The 20,435-nt window shown below is 40.9% G+C and carries 15 protein-coding genes, 1 tRNA gene and 1 pseudogene; 6 read left to right on the forward strand and 11 right to left on the reverse strand.

Translation table 11 applies throughout. The annotated features are described in order from the left end of the window. A partial coding sequence (locus VF06_RS31400) for a hypothetical protein (RefSeq protein WP_099084293.1) occupies positions 1 to 395 on the forward strand: 395 nt, incomplete at its 5' end. Positions 396 to 481: 86 nt separating this feature from the next. Further along, a complete protein-coding gene (locus VF06_RS31405) occupies positions 482 to 796 on the forward strand; it encodes a hypothetical protein (RefSeq protein ID WP_099076474.1) in 315 nt (104 codons plus the stop codon). A gap of 103 nt (positions 797 to 899) precedes the next feature. Here the strand turns inward: VF06_RS31405 and VF06_RS31410 are convergent. The 4 genes from VF06_RS31410 to VF06_RS31425 form a co-directional block, all read right to left on the reverse strand. Continuing rightward, positions 900 to 972, reverse strand: a tRNA-Phe gene (locus tag VF06_RS31410). Between the two features lie 76 nt (positions 973 to 1,048). Further along, the gene (locus VF06_RS31415; protein ID WP_099073235.1) at positions 1,049 to 1,918 is read right to left on the reverse strand and encodes a metal ABC transporter permease; all 870 of its coding nucleotides are present in this window, start codon (positions 1,916 to 1,918) and stop codon (positions 1,049 to 1,051) included. A 205-nt stretch (positions 1,919 to 2,123) separates the two neighbouring features. After that, complete coding sequence (locus tag VF06_RS31420) at positions 2,124 to 2,924, reverse strand: metal ABC transporter ATP-binding protein (RefSeq protein WP_099072747.1); 801 nt, start codon at positions 2,922 to 2,924, stop codon at positions 2,124 to 2,126. Between the two features lie 80 nt (positions 2,925 to 3,004). Then, on the reverse strand, positions 3,005 to 4,021 hold the full coding sequence (locus VF06_RS31425; RefSeq protein ID WP_099072748.1) for a metal ABC transporter substrate-binding protein: 1,017 nt from the start codon (positions 4,019 to 4,021) through the stop codon (positions 3,005 to 3,007). Positions 4,022 to 4,339: 318 nt separating this feature from the next. Between VF06_RS31425 and VF06_RS31430 the strand changes: the two genes are divergently transcribed. Next, on the forward strand, positions 4,340 to 5,962 hold the full coding sequence (locus VF06_RS31430) for an iron uptake porin (protein ID WP_099072749.1): 1,623 nt from the start codon (positions 4,340 to 4,342) through the stop codon (positions 5,960 to 5,962). 1,042 nt (positions 5,963 to 7,004) lie between these two features. Here the strand turns inward: VF06_RS31430 and VF06_RS31440 are convergent. The 5 genes from VF06_RS31440 to VF06_RS31460 all read right to left on the reverse strand — a co-directional run bounded on the left by VF06_RS31440 (position 7,005) and on the right by VF06_RS31460 (position 17,013). Next, positions 7,005 to 8,738, reverse strand: a complete 1,734-nt coding sequence (locus tag VF06_RS31440) for an Rqc2 family fibronectin-binding protein (protein ID WP_099072751.1) — start codon at positions 8,736 to 8,738, stop codon at positions 7,005 to 7,007. A 293-nt stretch (positions 8,739 to 9,031) separates the two neighbouring features. Beyond that, positions 9,032 to 10,306, reverse strand: coding sequence for a glycosyltransferase family 4 protein (locus VF06_RS31445; protein ID WP_099072752.1), 1,275 nt, complete (start codon positions 10,304 to 10,306; stop codon positions 9,032 to 9,034). Between the two features lie 1,372 nt (positions 10,307 to 11,678). Further along, the gene (locus tag VF06_RS31450; RefSeq protein WP_099071409.1) at positions 11,679 to 12,179 is read right to left on the reverse strand and encodes an RNA recognition motif domain-containing protein; all 501 of its coding nucleotides are present in this window, start codon (positions 12,177 to 12,179) and stop codon (positions 11,679 to 11,681) included. Between the two features lie 642 nt (positions 12,180 to 12,821). Beyond that, positions 12,822 to 15,065: a zinc metalloprotease HtpX gene (locus VF06_RS31455; protein WP_099071408.1), complete on the reverse strand. Its 2,244-nt coding sequence runs from the start codon at positions 15,063 to 15,065 to the stop codon at positions 12,822 to 12,824. A 319-nt stretch (positions 15,066 to 15,384) separates the two neighbouring features. Next, complete coding sequence (locus VF06_RS31460) at positions 15,385 to 17,013, reverse strand: peptide chain release factor 3 (RefSeq protein ID WP_099071407.1); 1,629 nt, start codon at positions 17,011 to 17,013, stop codon at positions 15,385 to 15,387. A gap of 126 nt (positions 17,014 to 17,139) precedes the next feature. Between VF06_RS31460 and VF06_RS31465 the strand changes: the two genes are divergently transcribed. Together VF06_RS31465 and hemB are read left to right on the forward strand one after the other, a co-directional pair. Then, entirely contained in the window at positions 17,140 to 17,499 is a 360-nt protein-coding gene (locus VF06_RS31465; RefSeq protein WP_099071406.1) for a DUF4870 domain-containing protein, read from the forward strand. A gap of 403 nt (positions 17,500 to 17,902) precedes the next feature. Continuing rightward, positions 17,903 to 18,883, forward strand: a complete 981-nt coding sequence (hemB, locus tag VF06_RS31470) for a porphobilinogen synthase (protein WP_099071405.1) — start codon at positions 17,903 to 17,905, stop codon at positions 18,881 to 18,883. Positions 18,884 to 19,032: 149 nt separating this feature from the next. On the opposite strand, the gene VF06_RS31475 is transcribed toward hemB, so the two are convergent. Beyond that, positions 19,033 to 19,245, reverse strand: a complete 213-nt coding sequence (locus VF06_RS31475) for a DUF6887 family protein (protein ID WP_099071404.1) — start codon at positions 19,243 to 19,245, stop codon at positions 19,033 to 19,035. Then, positions 19,242 to 19,313 (reverse strand): annotated as a pseudogene (locus VF06_RS43535) (hypothetical protein); the annotation flags it as partial. The pseudogene VF06_RS43535 and the gene VF06_RS31475, both read right to left, overlap by 4 nt. 357 nt (positions 19,314 to 19,670) lie before the next feature. On the opposite strand from VF06_RS43535, the gene VF06_RS31480 reads away from it, so the two are divergent. Next, the gene (locus VF06_RS31480) at positions 19,671 to 19,961 is read left to right on the forward strand and encodes a helix-turn-helix domain-containing protein (protein ID WP_099071403.1); all 291 of its coding nucleotides are present in this window, start codon (positions 19,671 to 19,673) and stop codon (positions 19,959 to 19,961) included. Positions 19,962 to 20,435 lie beyond the last annotated feature (474 nt).

Consider the following 20,435-nt stretch of genomic DNA (forward strand, 5'->3'; position numbering starts at 1 on the left):
AAACTTCTTTAATTACAATGCTTATGCTTAACTCTTTTAAAGACACATTAGATATTATTTTGGCTGTAGCCGCACTCGTCGGCATCATTTTTCATATAGCTAAAACCAAATCTGATATTGAGAAATCAATTGATGATGTTAAAGACCACTTAACTGCAAACTTGCAAGATTTAAAAACTGATATTAAAGTTTCCCAGGCTCGGTATGAAGGGAAGAAAGAAATGGCAGAATACTACATCAATGATTTGTATTATCAAATCCATCATAAATTCTACCGAGCTTGGGATGAGATAAAGGAAATTCAATCTTTCTTACAAAAAGATGGTTTTATTGTCCGTACCAAACCGAAAGAAGTACCACCTCCACCTAAGAAAGTCAGAATTGAGGAGATTTAACTCACTGGGGATTCACTCTAACAATTCTCCCTTTGACTCTATCGCCCTTCGGTTATAATGCCGTGTAACACGGCAATAGAGGGATTATGAATAAAGGCGGTAGGACTTCAACGACCTGGGAAAGCGGTAGCACCTGGCGAAGTGGAAAGACGAAATTGATTCGTGTACCGCAGGCGATCGCGGATGAAGTGATGCGCTGCGCTAGAGAGATTGATAGCGGCATTGCCGTGTTACACGGCAATAGAGCGGATATAGTCGAAAGCGCGATCGCTGAATATGTCGAAATGCGGCGAGCTAACCTTCACCCAAATCAGTATTCTAGGAGCAAGGGGCTTGATACGCGATCGCGTACCTGGGATGAGTTGAGGCGATTTCAAAAGTGGATCGAAGAAAATCAGTAAAACTTATATTTGGCAGGCTATTCGCGCTTCTTATGGTCACGTTTTGGTCACTAAAAACAATTCAACCCTGTAGGTGCGAACTACAGGGTCGAGGTAGCGTAAGTGCCAGGAACCAGACTTGAACTGGTGACACGAGGATTTTCAGTCCTCTGCTCTACCGACTGAGCTATCCCGGCGGAGGCATTTATTTGAGCCACGATTAATAAATTTAGCAAACATAAAACGAATTTGCAAGAGGTTGGAGAAAAATATTTATGTAGCTTTGAAGTTCACCTTAAACCAGATGACAACAGCTAAAAACACTAGAAACTGGACAAGAACGATACTCGGCCCAGAAGCGATGCTGAAAAGACCTGAGAAAATGATGCCAGTGATGCTGGTGGTGGAACCAACTATTACTGAAGTGACTAAAAAGCCACTAAAGTGGTGACTCATAAGTTTGGCAGTGGAGGCGGGAATAACCAAAAAGGCATTTACTAATAAAACGCCAACAGCTTTAATTGCTACAGCAACAGCCAGTGAAAGCAACACCACAAAAGCGTAGCGGTAAAATTGTACAGGAATACCTTGAACCTGAGCCACATCTGGGTTAAGTGTCAATAAAATTTGCTGTTGCAAAGTTGATAGTAAAAATATGGAACCACCCACAAGTATCAGCAGCGTCAAAATTAAATCTGTGGCATCCAGCCCTAGAATATCGCCAAATAGTACTGCCATCAAGTTGCCACGATATCCTTTGATGAAACTGGTGAGAATTAATCCGATCGCTAATGCCCCAGATAGCACTATACTAAGTACGCTATCGCTAGCTAAGTCGGTTTTGTCGATAAAGTAAAGGACAACAACACCAAAAATTAAGGTAAAAGGTAACAGCATCCAAGTAGGATTGAGCTGTAGCAGCACACCCAACGCCACACCTACCAATGCCGCATGGCCAACAGCATGACTGAAAAAAGACAGTTGGCGCAAGGTAACAAAACTACCCAACATCCCACCAAGTATTCCCATCAGTACAGCTTCCGCCATCGCCCGTTGCATAAAGGGGTATTGTAATAAGCTGACTAAGTTATTACCGTTGGCGATCGCTAGCCAAGCTATCTGACAATTAATAGAGAAATCCATACTTCTGGGCAATGCCCTTGATAAGTTAGCACAAGTAGGTTCGTAATGTATTGTATATTGTCAAGCCGAGTCAAGTTTTGAATTCAAGAAAAGTAGGGACAAGGGGGACAAGGGGGAGAAGGGGGACAAGGGGGACAAGGGGGACAAGGAGAATAATTCTTAACCCCCCAGTCAACAGTCAACACTCAACACTCAACAATCAACCTCAATTATGATTGTGCTGGTAGCGACTGAAAAGAGGGCCGTAGGTTGCTAAAAGATTTTGTGGTGAAAGGGCAATTTCTGGCTTTCCTGTGCAAACAATGGTTTGATTGAGACAAAGCACGCGATCGCAATGACGGCTTACCATATCAATATCATGGGAAACCTGCAATACTGTCCAACCTTCTTGCTGTTTTAATTCATTTAGCAATGCATAAAAATCTGCTGCGCCTTGTATATCAACTCCAGCAAAGGCTTCATCTAGTACTAGTAATTTCCGTGGCTTCACTAGACAATAAGCTAACAATACGCGCTTAAGCTGACCGCCGCTAAGAGTCCCAATAGGTTGATGCTGTAAATGATAAGCATCTGTTCGCCGTAAAGCTGCTGTTACTGCTAAGGATTTTTCTTGGTCTTGTGGCCACAACCTGAAAAAAAACGAATCTTCTTTTTTGCCTTTTGCTTTTTGCCTTTTACCTTCACTTGTCCATCCTAGTCCTACCAATTCTCTGACAGAAATGGGAAAGCTGCGGTCAAAGAAGAAATTTTGCGGCATGTACCCCAACAAGTGACGTAAATGCCCCAGCTTTGCAATTGGGCGATCGAATACTTCAATGGTACCAGCGCTTCGAGGTATCAAATCTAAAACGGCTTTAATCAGAGTACTTTTACCAGCACCATTGGGGCCAACTATAGCTGTATCTGTTCCTGGTGACAATTCAAAGGAAACATCTCGTACAGCTAGATGACTGCCTTGATAGACTGTTAATCCTTCTACTTTTAAGATAGCAATGTTATTAGTCATTGGTTATTGGGCATTGGGCATTGGCCAAACAGGGCATTGGGCATTTGTAATAGATAAAGGACAAAGAACAAATGACAAACCTATTTACATGCAGTTTCTAAAGTTTGTAAGTTAGCTTTCATTACTTTGAAATAATACTGTGGATCTGTTTCACCAGTTTCCACAGAATCTAAAGTCCGCAAATTTAACTTCAAGTCTTTTGATAAACTAGTGAGCAATTTATTATCTACTCCTGGTTCGCTAAATAAGGCTTTAACTTTATACTTTTTCACAGCGTTGATTGTATTTTGCACATCTGTTGGCGAAAGTTGATCTTCGGGAATTTCCACCACTGCAACTTGTTGGAGATTATAGCGTTTGGCTAAGTACGGAAACGCATCATGAAAGGTGACAAAGGTGCAACTTGGAGTTTTTTGTAATGTCTGCTGAAATTCGCTGTTTAATACTTCTAATTCTTTAATGTAAGCCGCAGCATTAGCCTCATAAGTTGATTTATTTGCTGGGTCGGCTACTATTAAGCCATCACGAATGTTAGTTACTTGCTGTTTTGCCAAAACTGGATCTAACCAAACGTGGGGATTACCTTGACTGTGTTCGTGTGCGTGGTCTTCTTTATTTGCGGTTGTTTTCTCAACAGGTGAAATTTCATTTAAGGGTTTAATATCTTTACTCGCATCAACTTCTATTAATTTAGAGTTTTGAGCATTTTTGATAGTGCCTTGCAAAAATTCCTCCAACCCTAAACCATTTTTTACTAATACATTGGCAGTTGCGATCGCTTTCACGTTTTCTGGTGTCGCTTGGTATTCATGTACCTCCGTACCAGGTGGTACTAAAATTTTGACATCTGCCGCATTTCCGGCCACTGCCTTAGTAAATAAATATATCGGCAAAAATGTAGTTACTACTTGAGTTTTTCCCGACTGTGCTGTGGGGATAGATGCAGCTTCCTTTGCTTGTGGTGACTGTTGGGCAGTTGTTCCTTGATTCTGATTTGATTCCCCACAGCCAGCAGTTGTTGACAATAATAGCAGAGCAATTAATGATACGATACCATTTCGCTGTCTGTGTGTTCTGAATATTCTCCAATTTCCCATTACGCTGTTTCCTCCCCAAAACCAATGCTGACTGTGGTTTTGCCACAATTATTTTTGACAATGATACTTATTCTACATCTTCATATTATAATAATTATCATTCTCATGCAATACCATATTTAAGTATAAAAAAATACAATATTACTAGTTGAAATTAAATCTCTGCAATCAAGTTTCCCTAAAATAATTAGGATTTATTGACATATTTTGTTAAAAAGCTTGCATACTTCTGATAAGATTACTGACGAGTTTTTAATAAAAGTGCTTTGAAAAAAGCGCGGTGTGAGCGCAAATTATAGATTCAATGTGAGGAGAAAAATGCAAAAAGTTTGTCAATATCTGCTATTTAGTCCAGCAGTATGCAGTGCAATGTTATTTCTTAGTACTGCTACATTTGCAGGTGAAACATCGGACACTTCCCCCATCAATCAAGTGCCAGTTTTAACAAGTCCAAGCACCAAAGTTGAGAACATCGCTGACAATAAAACAATGGCACAAGTTACTTCAGTGTCTCAGTTGTCAGATGTGCAAACTACAGATTGGGCTTTCCAAGCGTTGCAATCGCTGGTGGAACGCTATGGTTGTATTGCAGGTTATCCAAATAGCACTTATCGTGGGAATCGGGCACTGACGCGATATGAGTTTGCTGCTGGTTTGAATGCTTGTTTAGATCGCGTGAATGAATTAATTGCCACAGCCACAGGTGATTTAGTTAACAAAGAAGATTTAGCCACATTACAAAAACTGCAAGAACAGTTTTCTGCCGAACTAGCAACACTCAGGGGTCGTGTAGATGCCGTAGAAGCACGTACAGCTGAATTGGAAGCCAATCAGTTTTCCACCACAACGAAACTGCAAGGACAAGTTGTTGCCGTTGTTAGCGATGTGTTGTCAGGAAATACAGTCAACGGTGCAGAAATTACAGACGAAAATACAACTTTAGGGGTACGGGCGCGGGTAGAATTTGTTACTAGTTTTACAGGGCAAGATACACTGTTCACTAGAATCCAGGCGAATAATATTCTCAGCCCTAATATTGGTACACCAGAGGGCAATTTATTCTTTGCTGGCGAGGATGGTACCACTAGTGCTGCCATAGATGCACTGTATTACAAATTTCCTCTGGGCAAAAAGACACAAGTCATCGCCATAGCCAACGCAGGTGCAGCCGATGACTTGACAAGTACTGTCAACATCTTTGACGGCGATGGCGCTTTTGGTGCTTTGTCCACCTTCGGTACACGCAACCCAATTTATAACCAGATAGGTGGCGCGGGATTAGGATTAACATACGAATTTAGCGAGAAATTAGCATTGAGTTTGGGGTATTTGAGTGGTACAGCTAATGACCCTACACCAAATAATGGTTTGTTCAACGGTTCTTATGGTGCTTTAGCACAGTTGACAGTTCAACCAAGCGATCGCATTTCTATTGGTTTAACTTACATCAATTCTTACAACCAACCGCTAGCCACAGGTAGCAATGCAGCAACCTTCCAAGATATTGCAGCTATCCAGGGTTTACCAGAAGAAGAAGTGGGATTTTCCAGTAATTCTTACGGTGTGCAAGCATCCATTGGTATTACTGACAACATAGTTTTAGGCGGTTGGGTGGGATACACCAACAGCCGCAGCTTAAGAGGAAACCGTGGAGACGTTGATATTTGGAACTATGCTGTTACCCTTGGCTTCCCTGACCTCGGTACAAAAGGTAGCTTAGCAGGTATTATTGCCGGTATAGAACCCAGAGTTACAAGTTCTAGCCTCGTGGGATTAGCTAGAGATGAGGATACATCCTACCATTTGGAAGCATTCTATCAATATAAACTCAGTGATAATATCACCATTACCCCAGGAGTCATTTGGCTAACATCTCCAGATCATAACAATGATAATGATGATGTTGTGATTGGTGCCCTGAGAACCACATTCAGTTTCTAATTTTGCAAATCTCAAAATCAAGACGCAAAATATAAGTTTGCGTCTTGATTTTGTATGCGATTTTCAATTACTTCCTTATCACTGTAAGAGTACTTAATTTTTTCAGTAATAGTAAAGAACCGAAACAAATAAATTAAGTAATTTTATGGCAGAAATAAAGTAAAAAATTTAATATTTTGATTTCATGAATACTTAATAATATTTTATGAAACGCCTAATACATTGACATAAGCATACAGTTATATACTTTTACAGTCAATTTATGGTGTCACAAATATTTTTTGTAGCCATCCCCTTTTCCCCATCTAGTTTGCATATCCAAATTTGATGAAAGTCTTGCAGATTGGGCATCTTGTCTATCCCCATTATGCAATTGAAATGTGAGGAATTGATGACGTTAACGGTTAATTTTAAACCGTCTTTGAATTAATATAGCAGTCGCCACAATTGCGAAGATGTTTCTCTATTCCCTGTTATCTGTTCCCTGTTCCCTTGAGATCAAAGACAAATATGTCCATTGCTATATTTGACAAACGATTCAGTAATTCATCTCACCAAAACCCAAGAAAAAGTTTGCTAATAACTACAAAAAGACCAGCCTCCCACAGCTGGTCTAAAAAATGTTTTTTCGCGTTGTCTTCTCAAGAGAGTTAAAACCCAATTGCGCGTTCCCAAAATGCAACGGGCAACTTTTCTTAACAATATTGTAACAGCCAACACAGATTTTTCAGAAAATTTCATCAAAAAAAGATATAACCAAAATTTAAAAGCGTCTATCTATAAGGAGAATTGGCTCTAACGGAGGGAGGAGATGGGGAGGCGATACGGTTCGGGGAAAGGGGAAAGGGCAAAGGGCAAAGGGGAAAGGGCAAAGGGCAAAGGGCAAAGGGCAAAGGGCAAAGGTTTCAAATACATCCAAATCCCCTTAACCTTTTCCCAGACCACAAGGGAAGTTCATACTGCTTATCCAAACCGTATTGGGGGAGGAGGGGAGATGAGTTTTTCCCCTATGCCCCATGCCCTATGCCCTATGCCCCATGCCCTATGCCCCATACCCAATAACCAATTGTGGTTTCCCCCAAAGAATGCTCTCTTGCTTGTAAATGGCAATTCCGGGTTTTGCTCCTTTGGGTTTGTAGACGTGTTTTAGCTGAGTGTATACTACTGGTACTTGGTCACTCTGACGGGCGCGACTGTAGTAAGCGGTAAGATTAGCAACAAATTGCAAATCAGTTTCTTCTGCAACAGCACCGGGTTCAAGGCGTAGTAGTACATGGCTACCGGGAATTTCTTGAGCGTGGAACCAGAGGTCATAATCCCCAGCTACACGAAAAGTTAATTGGTCATTTTGGCGATTGTTACGACCGATTAATACTTCAAAGCCGCTGGGAGTACGGTAATGATAAAAGTCGCTGATGGAGTTTTCATTGCTAGGGCGATCGCGGTACTCTGGATCTTGTAAATACTTTTGTCCAATGAGTTCTTCGCGAATTTCTTCTAAAGCTTGCAAATCTTCTGCTGTTTGGTAGCTGTCTATCTGTTCGATGGCAGCCTGCACTTGCTCTAAGTAATCAATTTCTGTCTGTACTTCTAACAGTAATGGTTCCACAGCAGAACGAGCGCGTTTAAGTTTTTGATGCTGTTTATAAAGACTTTGGGCATTTTGAACGGCGTTTTTATCCGGTTGTAGAGCAATAGCTACTGGCTCATTACTCTCAAAATCTGGGATAATTATCTCCTTCATTCCTGGTTCCCAGTTTTGTAGGTGAGCCATTAATAAATCAGCTTTTTGTCGATATTCATCAGCCCGATCTGATTGCTGCAAGCGTGTCTTAAAGGTTTGAGCTTTGTTGTGTAATTTCTCCAAAATATTATTTAATTTCTGACTCAACTGATGGCGCAATTGGGAAAATAACTGTTGATTGAGTTGGTCAGTGTAGTAAAGTTTGAGTAATTCTTGGGTGTCTTTGGCACTTTTCACACCACCCCAACCCATCACTGTGTAGCCGTGTTCTGTCCAAGCTGGTTGAAATCGATCTGAATCTAAAGCTTGCAGCCATTCTTGCCAACGCTCAAACAATCTTTGCCAATCGTCAGGTTTAAGGCTATCAGTAGATGTTTCTGGTGGGATATTAGCTACTAACAACATTGACTCTAGCAAAGCAGCACTTAAACCACTATAACTTTTGAGTAATTGCCGCTTGATTGCTCCTGGTACTAAGCTGACTCGTTCTTGCCAGCGTTGTTGAGATTCTTGTAAATTGGGGACAGTGCCAGTGAGTTTGGGTGGTGTTTCGTAAGGTTGTCCGGTGAGGATGGGACGGACACTAGATTGTTGCTGACTGACTTGATGAGCAGGAGCGATGGTTATATTGCTGGCGTCGGTGAGAATGACGTTGCTGTATTTGCCCATAATTTCTACATACACATGATATAGGGCACTTTCTCCAGGACGCCGAGCAAATTGTAAATCAATAACACGTTCCCAAGGAGCGATCGCTTCAATTGCCACCAAAGCCAAACCACCCAATTGGTGTATTAGTTGCTGGCTGAAGGTGAAGGTATCGGGAATTCGCGGTGGTGGATCGCCGATACAAATATGTGCAGCTTGAGGATGCCAAGAAATCTCTAGCCAACCCCGCTGTTTCAAGGTGCGTAATGCTATGACAATTGTATAGCGATCGCGCTGGTAAACTTGCTCTGCTCTTGAGGGTAGCCAGTTTGTGCGTAGTTCGCTACAAGCAGCTTTTAGGGTGGTAAAGTCAACTGGTTGCACAAAAATTAATTATTAACCTGCAAATATCGATGCCCAGTATATGCTATCGCGTCTAGTTCACACCGGCATCACATGAAAAGGCGGTCAGCATTAATCAACTTAACCGCATTTGTTCTGCTATCAATATAAAACTTACCCACTGGTTCATCGCATTAATTTTGTAGGAAAAAAATGTTCGTAGTAAGAACTTTAGTCCTTGATTTTTCAGCACTAAAGTCTTGACTACGAAACTTTCAGAAATAAGTAGTATTTATGTACTATACTGACGATGATTTATCTATAACCAAAAAAGGTTATTTTGTGAGTAATGCTGGTTCTAGTTCTTTGGGTGTTTCTCCCAAAATCTCTTTGTAGAGTTCGCCCAGTTGATTGGCAACGCCATCCCAACTAAACTTAGTTTCAACGCGCTTTCTACCAGCTTTACCTAATTCATCTCGCCATTGTGGATTCAAGAGAATTCTATCGATGGCATTGGCAAAAGCACCTACATCTTGGGCTGGTGCTAATAAACCAGTTTGTTCGTTAACCACAGTAAACTGAAGTCCTCCCACATCGCTTGCTACCACTGGTGTACCACTGGCCATAGCTTCAATGGCTACGAGTCCAAAGGGTTCATAGTGACTGGGAACAACGCAAACATCAGCTGCTGCGTAATAAGTTGGTAAGATATCTTGACTCAAACGACCAGGAAGCACAGTTAAATCACTCATCCCTAATTCGTTGACAATTTGCTCAATGCGATCGCGCTCGATTCCATCGCTATTACCTGGAGTGCTACCACCACCAATTATTAGCTTGAGGTTGTTGGACTCCCGTAATTGAGACTCATTGACTGCACGCACTAGGGTTTCTATACCTTTACGTGGATCGAAACGACCCACGTATAATACAATTTTGGCTTCTCCATCGATTCCCAATTCTAATCTGGCTGCATCTCGTTTGATGGAACCAAATCGCTGAATATCTGTACCGCAGGGAATGATATCGATATTGCCTTCACTAGAAACGAGCGATCGCATATGTTGATGTTCCTGCGGACTCGTCGCTACAATTCGTTCTGCTGTCTCCAGCACTTCTTTTTCTACAGCCAATCGCTGACTGGCAATCAACGGAATATTATCTATGGTGTTATATTTTACTGCTCCCAAAGAGTGGTACGTGTGAACCTGTTTAACTCCTTGGATTTTCTTCAATTCCATCCCTACCCAGCTAGAAAGCCAGTAATTAGTGTGAACTAATTGGTAGGTAATACCATTTTTTCCTTGAAATTTAAGGAAATTTTCGACAAATTCTGGGAGATACCCAAAAATATCATCTCGTGGCACAAACTCCAGGGGGCCTGCTTTTAAACGAATAGTTCGACAATTCTCACTATGTTGAACAATCGAGTCTTGCTCTAGACTTACCTTGCGGGTGAACATATCAACTTCCCATCCAAGCTGGGCTAAGGCTTCACCCACATAGCGCACGTAAACATTTTGTCCCCCGGCTTCTTCTTTCCCTATTTCAATCGCCGGGTCTCCGTGGACGGAAATCAAGGCGATGCGTTTTTCGGTGGTAGAGTTCATAGTTTGTGTGTTGCGGATTGTAACAAAGTTTTAGCCGATTTCAAGTAAGCAGCTAACAGCAGCACGCTTGCCTGAGTTATTTAAGAACTTTGATTATTATTGATTTTAATTTAATATCTCTAATATTTTTTTACATCTTCTGCTAGAAGTATACTTTCAGATTAAGTATATGTATTTAATTCTTTTATATATAAATGGCTATATTTATATTTAATACCTCTGATAGATGAAATTTTATTCTTTGTCTTGTTTGCGTAAAGCTAATTTTATAGATCTCATTATTAATGAGAGAAATCATTGTTTATACTAGTATTAAATAAAAAATAGTTAAAATTCATACTCTTATTTCAGAAGCTTGAAATAAGAGTATGGTTGTTTTTACAATATAAAATTATATATATAAATTTTATACTTGTATTTAATGAGTATTTTTATATACTAAAATTAATTTTCATATCATCTATTTCAATTTCAAAATTTTTAAATTTATAAGCTATCTAACTATCCAGTTTTGATACCTAATTCCTTTGATTTGAATACATTTAACTTTAACTACAAATTAAGATAAGTTTAAATTATGTATTTTTTATAATCAGTAATCTTTGCTCTTAACCACAAATAAAACTTGATTCTAAATTCGCAAATATCTCAAAATTTTAAGCAAAAATACCCAAAAATTAGGAATCATACACCTTTGCTAGCCTTGTTTTAGCCCCAACGCTGAGTAGTGATGTAGGAAAAGACTGCTAAAAATTTAACTCCTCCAGTTTTACCCACTGAAGGAGTTTTTATCTATGCCTTTTGTTGTGTGAAAGATTGAGATGGGGAATATATGCTAAAATATTACACCTTTGGCTTGTAGCAAGATATCTTAAGATATAAGGCAATTGCTACTGTCGATGGCTGACGGTTGACATTGATAACTCAACCACTTGAAGTAGTTGTTTATTTTTTGGAGTTCTGGAAAACAAAAATTTTTGGGTTAGGCTTGGCATAAGCCCAATTAAAAATGCTTATATGCGTTAATTTCTAAGTAGTTTAAGCCAATTAAACATTAAATGTGATTACGAAGGGGATGTAGTGTAGCGGAGTAATCGCAAAGAGTCTATCTTACTTACCTTTTTTAAGATTGACCCACTTAATTCTCGATCCAACTTCAAAATTCACAAAACAGTGGCCGTGTTTTGTTTTGCTTGCTTTGGTACAAATCAAAACTGTAATTAGTGGTTTGAGTAAAATTCAAAAGGCAAGCTGAAAGTAGGCCTTGCACATAAAAGTTAGAAAAATACCTGCAACTAGCTATCAACAATTAAAAATTAAAAATCAAGAAAGTAATTCTGATTTTTAATTTTTAATTCTTCTCCCTTTAGGATTAATTCGTAGTTTGTGCAGCTAGCATCTGCTTGAGCTTTTCTAATTCGGAAGCCCAACGGGGATCTGGACGAATAGCGTCTGATTCCGTGCTTGTGGTGGTTTCACGGGAACTACTACCACCACCGCCACGACGAGATTTCTTAGAACCTTTATCGCGACGACTACCTTCTTTGTTAACACTAGGAGTCGGGTTGCTACTAGCAACGCTAGCTGCTTTGGGAGCTTGCTCCTCGCCTTCCTCACCCTTTGTACGAGGTAATGCCTTCTCTAACTTGATGGGAGTGTCTTTAAACATCTGACCGTTATATTTTTCTATTATTTGGTCAGCTTGTTCGTCATTGTTGACCGTCAGAAAACCAAAACCACGGCATTTGCCGGTTTTCCGGTCTTTGATTAATTTAGTAGTTACAGCATCACCTTCAGCTGCGAACACCGCTTGTAGATCTTGACGATCGATTTCTTCTTTGGGCAAATTACCTATATATAGGCGAACGGACATGAACTATACCTCCAGAAATGAATGAACATGGCAAGGTGAGAAAACCATCACTTGGCTTTGGCTTTTAAAATAGATGCTATTAAGAAAGACTGCCACCAACCAATTTTTTGCTCCAAACTATCAACCTATACAATACAGTTTTTCGTTGGGATCAAGCTTATTTAATCCAAAGGCCCACACCTACGATGAGCTAATAACACCTTAATTCTAAGAATTGTAAATTTAATAGCCTACTGTCTGCCAAAGTACACGCTTTCTTCAATGGTGTTTTTCGCAGAACAAAATACCATCCTTTACATTACCACGGTATTTTCTACCTAGCTAGTTTAGCGCACACATTTTCGACTTTAGTATTACCGCATCGTAGCATAAAACACATTTTTTATTCAAGGCGAGATTTTTGGAAACAAAAACCAGCCAGTGGCTGGTTGATTTGCTGCTGTGTTGGGAGGATAAATCTGATATAGAGGGGGAAAAAGCATCCGAATTCATCACAAAGCGATGAAACTGAGTTATTTCGGTTGCTATTGTTTGTGTAAATAAATGTAACACTTTTCTAGAAAACCTGCAACAATTGTTTACATTTTGCTCGATCGCTTGTCCTTTGTCCTTTGCCAGTTGTCCAAAGCAAATGACCAATGACTAACCAGTGAGAAAAACATACGCACCCCAAGCTTGGGCTGCAACTGCTAAAGCAGTAGACCAAATGGGATGAGGGCTATGAATGGTTTTACCACTTTGAGTTTCTAGGGTTTGGATATCGATCCAAGGTGTTGCTCCTCGCCGGAACCAACCTGTGACGATAATTTGCCGACCAATCAAATCCTGGTGATTGAGTGACTGTCCTAGCCAGGAAACATGATGTAATTTCACTAGACCCGCGCTTGATTGTAATATTAAATCTTGGGCTAAGGAGTTGTCAGTGCCTTGACGACCTAACAATTTGCCTACAAGACGCACGCTGATGCTGTCAATGGGTAAAGTAGAGGCATCAGCTAACAAATTGGGCAGACAGTCATCAGTTTGTACAGTGTGGGGCTTAATATCGGGAAAAAAAGAATTAATTCTAATCACTGTCCCGATGCTAAAACCAATCAAAACACAGCCTGTAATGAAAGACCAATCCTCATAAATCCACTTGAGATTTAAAAACTTAAGTGCGAATGCTAATTGCCATGCTAGCCATACCAAACCTGCAAACAGAAATCCGAGGGGGATTCCCAACCAAGGAGCGACTTGCAATAAAAAAGACTGACGTTTAACTTTTAATTGTGGTTCGCTGGGAAAATGTAATTCGGTGTCTAAATGCCAGTGACGGGCTATTTGGCAAAGGCGTTCGATGCGATCGCCCACCAAAGGATGGCTATTATTAATCGTAAACCATCGCCGATAGGGATTGACAATATCCCATCTCAAAAAAGATTCAAAAGAAAGATGACTAGCAATTGTGCCTAAAGCAAGACTTTGTTGATAGCCCATCGGTGCGACGAGATTTAAGCTTTGCAACTGGTAACTAGTGTGTTCTTGTTTTTCGATATCAGTTGCAATTCCAATGGCAATTTTCAACAAGCCACGAATCAAAGCATTGGGATTTCCAGTAATTTCGGCTGCGGTGCGATCGCTATAATAAAGCCGCAATCGCGACAACCACAATGCAGTCCCAGTCAGCAAACACCAAACTCCATAAATCAAACTAGCCGCAATTGTCACAGGAGTGCGCCAAATTTTTCCTGATATTTTGTCACCCAACTTTGATATTTGTTCGTATACCTGATAAATCGGTAGCGTCACCAGCAACACCAAAGACATAACAACAAAATCCCAGTGAGCAATGTGCCCTAGCTGGGTGGCGCAAACAACGGCAATTTCGTCATCTGTTAGTTGTTCTAACAGTCCTTTACTGACTACTATTCTCGCGTTTCGTGGTAAGCTACCGTAAGTAAGAATAATCGGCGCAGCCATTGGCAAAATTCGCAGTTTGGGAAAAGGCCAATGCCTTTGTTGGCAACAACGTTGTAACACCCGAACCGCTTCACGACTATGGGCATTCAATACATCTTTGGTAAGTTCTCGTTGACCGTAGAAGTTTGCCAGTAGCAAATCCAGCAACCAAGGGGATGCCCCCATTAAAACCACCAAGGTGACTAGCAAAAACCGTGTAGGGTCATTGTATAAAACCTGCAAAGGTTCTACATAGGGGAGCTTTACTAAAGTATGGTTGATGGATGCCAACATTAACTTTAAAATTTCCCGCATCACCCAAAACAAAGCGATAAATGTTCCCGCACCCAGCAGCCGCAAGGGAATTAATTTCGGCTTGCGTAAAGGTTGCCATGCCTTAGCGCGTTGTGCTTGTCGCCAATAAATAACCCCGAATAGTTTGGCTTGGGTGCGGGTGACGGAACCCATGAAACCGTGATTAACAGGCGGCGGTGGAGGTGGTGGTATGACACTAGCTTTCGGTTTAGCTAATGGCACCATTTGGGGAATGTCCTGGTTTTTGGTTGCTGTTACTTCTTCTTTTGGCTTCTCCTCTGATTTCGGAGTAGAGGGGGTTGAATTTTCAAAAGCAACAAATCCAGTTTCGACATTTTTTGATTCTGGCTCAGGTTTTTGACGTTTTGTCAAATGTTCGAGAGCGCGTTTTGCCCACTCTTGAACTTGCGGATTGTTACTCTCAATGAGGTTTTCGGAAAAGGCGATCGCTTTAGAGACTTCGCCAGTGCGGGCATAAGCCATCACTAAACCCACCCTTGCTTGTAAGTTAGCTGTGGCATTACTGTCACTGCTAGCAAGAGGTTCTAAGTGAGCGATCGCTGTTTGGTAATTTCCCTGCTTGAGGGCAACTAAACCAGCCTCCAAAGACGATTTGGCATGTGAAGGCATACAGATTCTGGCACTCCAATCTCTTGTAAGTCAAACATTCAGAACTCAGAATTCAGAATTCAGAACTCAGAATTCAGAATTCAGGATTCTGAGCTGAGAATTCAGAATTCAATTCTGTACTACTGGTGGATGCATTAAGTGAGTTTAAGACCCCCCATCAAATTTTCAATTTGACTGTCTTCAATCAGCACAGGAATAGAACTCCAACTTTGTTGAAAAGTTCAGATTGCAGGAAGCCTCCGTTGTGATTTTTCGCTGATTCATTCTGAATCTTGAATTCTGACTCCTGAATTCTGACTCCTGAATTCTGAATTCTTCTTCATTCCTCCACTGGTTGTTGACTAGAAAATACTGGGGCGATCGCGCTTAATTTCAACTCTGGATGGTCACCCTGTAACTGTTGGCAATTCCATTCATTGCGAAATAGTAACACTGGGCGTCCCATACTATCTTTGACTGTAGTGGTGTTGAATAAACGTCCCACTTTATTTAATGCTTCCCAACCACCTTCAACCCAACGGGCAACACTGTAGGGTAATAAATCTAGTATGGTTTCTACACCATACTCGTTTTGTAAACGAAACTGCACCACTTCAAATTGCAACTGACCCACCGCCGCTAAAATTGGATCGCGCTTGGCTTCATCAGTTGAATACATAATTTGCACTGCACCTTCTTCGCGCAATTCCGCAACGCCTTTTTGGAATTGCTTAAACTTCGAGGGGTTGGGGTTCCTCAGAGTTGCAAACAGTTCCGGCGAAAAATACGGAATTCCTTCATATTCGAGCTTTTGCCCCGTGTAAATTGTATCCCCGATGGCAAAAACACCGGGATTGTTTAAACCAATCACATCGCCAGGATAAGCTTCATCAATGGATTCTCTCTCCTGAGCAAAGAGTTTTTGCGGACGGGAGAGACGGACGAGTTTACCGGTACGAGCGTGATTCACCATCATATCTTTTTCAAACTTACCAGTGCAGACCCGGACAAAGGCGACGCGATCGCGGTGTTTCGGATCCATGTTTGCTTGCAGTTTGAACACAAACCCAGAAAATTCTGGATATGTAGGGGGAACTTCGCCAACAGTGCTGTTGTGGGAACCGGGTTTGAGGGCATAGTCTAGGAAGTACTTGAGGAATAACTCTACCCCAAAGTTTGTCATGGCGCTACCAAAGAACACTGGCGTCATTTTGCCATCATGTACCAACTGTAAATCTAGCTCTGGGCCAACTCCTTCTAACAGTTCTAGATCGTTTTTCAGTTGATAGTACAAATCCTGTTCTAGTAGCTCTTCTATTCTCCGATCGCCTAATTCAACTATCGTATCACGGGCTTCTCGGCTACCGTGGGCGCTGCGCTCAAATAAGTGAATTTGTTGCTTGTGTCGGTCAAAAACACCTTTAAAGCGATCGCCCATGCCAATGGGCCAGTTTACCGCGTAGGTTTGTAACTTTAATTCTTGCTCAATTTCATCCAAAAGTTCTAGAGGTTCTCTTCCTGGGCGATCGAGCTTGTTGACAAATGTAAAAATTGGGATACCGCGCAGCTTGCACACTTCAAATAATTTGCGGGTTTGCGGTTCCAAACCTTTTGCCACATCAATCAGCATCACTGCGTTATCAGCCGCAGCAAGGGTGCGGTAAGTATCTTCACTGAAATCTTGGTGTCCTGGTGTATCTAATAAATTTATTTGGCAGTTTTGGTAGGAAAATTGCAACACTGTGGAAGTAATGGAAATACCGCGTTGTTGTTCCATAGCCATCCAGTCTGACGTGGCCTTGCGTTGTGCCCGCCGCGCCTTCACAGCCCCAGCTTCGTGAATTGCACCCCCATAAAGGAGTAGCTTTTCTGTGAGGGTCGTTTTACCTGCATCAGGGTGAGATATAATTGCAAAGTTGCGACGAAGTTCGACTGCGCGATCGAGTTCAGACTCAAGTTCAATTGACATAGCTGTATTTGTTTGTAAGTTAACTTAATTTTTTTCGACTTTGGCAAGTCTTTTAATCTTAAGACAACGATGGTCGCGATCGGGTCGTAATATAACCAATAATCTGACTAAATTTAGGAGAAAGGAATGTACGACACAGACAAGCGAAAGCTTTTATCTGCCTTGTCTCATGGAGCCATTTTTTTCAGCACTGCTGTTGTATCTGTCGGTATACCTATTGCCGTACTGTTCGTATCCGACGATCCTGTTGTTAAAGAAAACGCCAAAGAATCCATCAATTTCCACTTTAATGTCTGGTTCTACGGAGCGATTCTCGGAGCGTTGTTTTTTCTATTTGGTTGGCTGGTGTTACCACTATTATTACTGGGGCCGCTAGCAGCTCTTGGCTATTTGTTGCATTGGGGACTAACGATTTGGGCAATTACTAAAGTTTTTAGCAATCCTGATACACCCTTTCGGTATCCCTTTATTTTACGAGTTTTTTAGCATCAATTATGTGTATGGGTATGGGGCATAGGGGATAGGGCATTGGTAATTTTGTCGGTTATTTTTATATTGCTGTTGGTCTACTATTTTATACACAGCTGATAGTTAGAATTTGGCCAACAGAAAGTCTGACAATTTTCAAGTGTGAATTGTTTATTGTTTATAAATACAATGCCCAATGCCCAATGCCCAATGCCCATTCTCAATTTTTATATCGTTTTTCTAACTTGTCGGATAGATGTCAAGTAAGCTGTAAAATACAAAATTGCCCTACAAATTGATCCAAGTAGGGCAAATGTCAGTTAAGCACTTTTTGTAGTTTGTCTGATGGCAGGAAACTTTTCCCCTGCTTTTGTGACGCTTTGTTTTGTGTCCATTGCGTTGTTTTTCTTCATCAAACTTTATGTTTCCTATACATCGCCCCCGCCGCCTGCGTACCCATCCACAACTGCGCCGGATGGTTCGTGAAACAGTTTTGACAACAAGTGATTTCATTTACCCACTATTTGCAGTACCGGGTGAAGGAATTGCTAACGAGGTAAAATCGATGCCCGGAGTCTACCAGCTTTCGGTAGATAAAATTGTCGAAGAAGCGAAAGAGGTTTATGACTTAGGAATTCCTGCCATCATTCTATTTGGTATTCCCGCTGACAAGGATGTAGATGCTACTGGCGCTTGGCATGATTGCGGTATTGTCCAAAAAGCTGCAACTGCTGTCAAAGCAGCAGTACCAGATTTGATTGTAGTTGTTGATACTTGCTTGTGTGAGTATACCAGTCATGGACATTGCGGTTATTTGCAAGTTGGTGATTTGACAGGAAGGGTTTTAAATGACCCAACTTTGGAATTGTTGAAAAAAACAGCAGTTTCTCAAGTAAATGCTGGTGCGGATATCATTGCGCCTTCTGGGATGATGGATGGTTTTGTGCAAGCAATTCGTCAAGGTTTGGATGAAGCGGGCTTCCAAGACACACCGATTTTGTCTTATGCTGCTAAATACGCTTCGGCTTATTATGGCCCCTTTAGGGATGCAGCAGACTCGACGCCGCAATTTGGAGACAGAAGAACTTATCAAATGGATCCAGGTAACAGTCGTGAAGCAATTAAAGAAATTGAATTGGATATTGCCGAAGGTGCTGATATGCTGATGGTTAAGCCAGCCCTGGCATACATGGATATTATCTGGCGGGTGAAGGAAGCAAGTAATTTACCAGTTGCAGCTTACAATGTTTCTGGTGAGTATTCGATGATTAAAGCTGCGGCTCTAAATGGTTGGGTTGATGAGGAGCGTGTAGTTTTGGAAACTTTAACTGGGTTTAAACGCGCTGGAGCAGATTTGATTTTGACTTATCATGCTAAAGATGCGGCGCGATGGTTAAAGTAGGGTGAGGGATTGAGTCAGAATTTAAAAATCTCACGCCCAGGCGCAAAGGCACAGACCTGTGTTTTGGTGTCTGGGTATGAGATTTTTGTATTTTGGCTATGATTTATTGATATTATTGGAAAAAGCCTTTTAAGCATGTTGGAGAAGGCTTAAGCTTGGTTTCGTAGTCTTTCTAAGTTCTGTTGATGTAACTCTGGGAAATTTTCTAAATCATCTATTGACTGCGGTGCAGGGAAGATTACAGAATCTTCAGAACTGAATCTATCTAAATAAATTTGAAAGGCTTCATCATCTTCTCTGTGGTCAAGGATATATTGGCGTAACTGGGCACGGGACATTGTGAAAAAATCTTGTTTGCTCATAGATATCTCCACTTTCGGTCTATGTAAATTAGAATTTCATTTTCTTCACCAGCGAGAATTACAATATTTTTTGTTCGTTAATCTATTCGTAATAAAAACACAAGTAAATACATTTTAGTAGCCTAAAAACTTAAGATAAACAATGTTTTCAATTGTTCTACAGTAGGCATATTTAAATTATTACTACAACAGATTTTTTACTCTGACCCGATCTGAGTCAAATTGGCATCTTTCAACTGTGAAGTGTTTAAACATATTTTATGCATATTGCCTCCGTGATAATACATAAACACGGGATTCTCGTGTTTGCAAGAGGGAGACGCGATCGCTTATAAAAGAAGATAGTTAATAAATTTTGCTCAATTGCCATCAAATGTCAATTGATTTAATAAAAGGTTTCAATATTTTCGAGGGGAGCATGAAATATGGATATGCAAGTCCTGAGAGAGCGTGCTGGTCTTAGCCGTGCGGAGGTGGCCTTCAGGCTTGCAATCAGTGAAACTAGTGTTCGCAACTGGGAAGCTGGGCGTACTGAACCCACGATGACACCAAAAAAATATTTAGATGCTTTGCGCCTGTTCAAATGTACACCCGAAGAATTGGCAGCTGCAAGCGAAAAATCAATTAATCAGCGGCATAAACGCAAACCAGGTAGACCGAGACGCTTTCCGGATACTCAAGTAGCTCAAGTAACTGATTCACCAGTTTGTAGCTGAGAATTCAGGAGTCAGGAGTCAGGAGTCAGGAGTCAGAATCCAGAATCCAGAATTCAGAATTCAGAATGCATAACTAGAAAAAGTTCGGTTTTAAAGCAAGGTTCAGAGGGTCGCAGGCTCACTAGCACTGCGCTAAATAGGTAGACATAATTAAATGTAAAATTGAAATGTAAAATACAAAAGTTTAAAAGCTTGATAGCAACTGACTTTTCTCTTCTGGTTTCTGCCTCTTGCCTTCTACTTATCGCCCAGTAATACTGAATTCACCAATTCTGAGTCCTGAATTCTAGATTATTGTTGATAAAATCTAACTTAGGAATGTAGATTTTTTGATTTACAACTCCTAGTCTAAGGTGCGTTAGCTGTCTTGGTAACTTGATGTTTCTCAGGTATTGGCATCTTAAGCTAATGGGAACGCAGCATAAGTCAGGCATTTGATTATCAGGGACTAATTTTGCCTCTGTTTTGGAGTTA

Origin of the sequence: Nostoc linckia z4 (genome assembly GCF_002608075.1) — a bacterium.
Lineage (GTDB): Bacteria > Cyanobacteriota > Cyanobacteriia > Cyanobacteriales > Nostocaceae > Nostoc > Nostoc linckia.

What these genes read in the sequence shown, in the direction of transcription:
- VF06_RS31405 (WP_099076474.1), top strand. Translation starts at nt 482, where the DNA reads ATGAATAAAGGCGGTAGGACTTCAACGACCTGGGAAAGCGGTAGCACC.
- VF06_RS31415 (WP_099073235.1), bottom strand. Translation starts at nt 1,918, where the DNA reads ATGGATTTCTCTATTAATTGTCAGATAGCTTGGCTAGCGATCGCCAAC.
- VF06_RS31420 (WP_099072747.1), bottom strand. Translation starts at nt 2,924, where the DNA reads ATGACTAATAACATTGCTATCTTAAAAGTAGAAGGATTAACAGTCTAT.
- VF06_RS31425 (WP_099072748.1), bottom strand. Translation starts at nt 4,021, where the DNA reads ATGGGAAATTGGAGAATATTCAGAACACACAGACAGCGAAATGGTATC.
- VF06_RS31430 (WP_099072749.1), top strand. Translation starts at nt 4,340, where the DNA reads ATGCAAAAAGTTTGTCAATATCTGCTATTTAGTCCAGCAGTATGCAGT.
- VF06_RS31445 (WP_099072752.1), bottom strand. Translation starts at nt 10,306, where the DNA reads ATGAACTCTACCACCGAAAAACGCATCGCCTTGATTTCCGTCCACGGA.
- VF06_RS31450 (WP_099071409.1), bottom strand. Translation starts at nt 12,179, where the DNA reads ATGTCCGTTCGCCTATATATAGGTAATTTGCCCAAAGAAGAAATCGAT.
- VF06_RS31455 (WP_099071408.1), bottom strand. Translation starts at nt 15,065, where the DNA reads ATGCCTTCACATGCCAAATCGTCTTTGGAGGCTGGTTTAGTTGCCCTC.
- VF06_RS31460 (WP_099071407.1), bottom strand. Translation starts at nt 17,013, where the DNA reads ATGTCAATTGAACTTGAGTCTGAACTCGATCGCGCAGTCGAACTTCGT.
- VF06_RS31465 (WP_099071406.1), top strand. Translation starts at nt 17,140, where the DNA reads ATGTACGACACAGACAAGCGAAAGCTTTTATCTGCCTTGTCTCATGGA.
- hemB (WP_099071405.1), top strand. Translation starts at nt 17,903, where the DNA reads ATGTTTCCTATACATCGCCCCCGCCGCCTGCGTACCCATCCACAACTG.
- VF06_RS31475 (WP_099071404.1), bottom strand. Translation starts at nt 19,245, where the DNA reads ATGAGCAAACAAGATTTTTTCACAATGTCCCGTGCCCAGTTACGCCAA.
- VF06_RS31480 (WP_099071403.1), top strand. Translation starts at nt 19,671, where the DNA reads ATGGATATGCAAGTCCTGAGAGAGCGTGCTGGTCTTAGCCGTGCGGAG.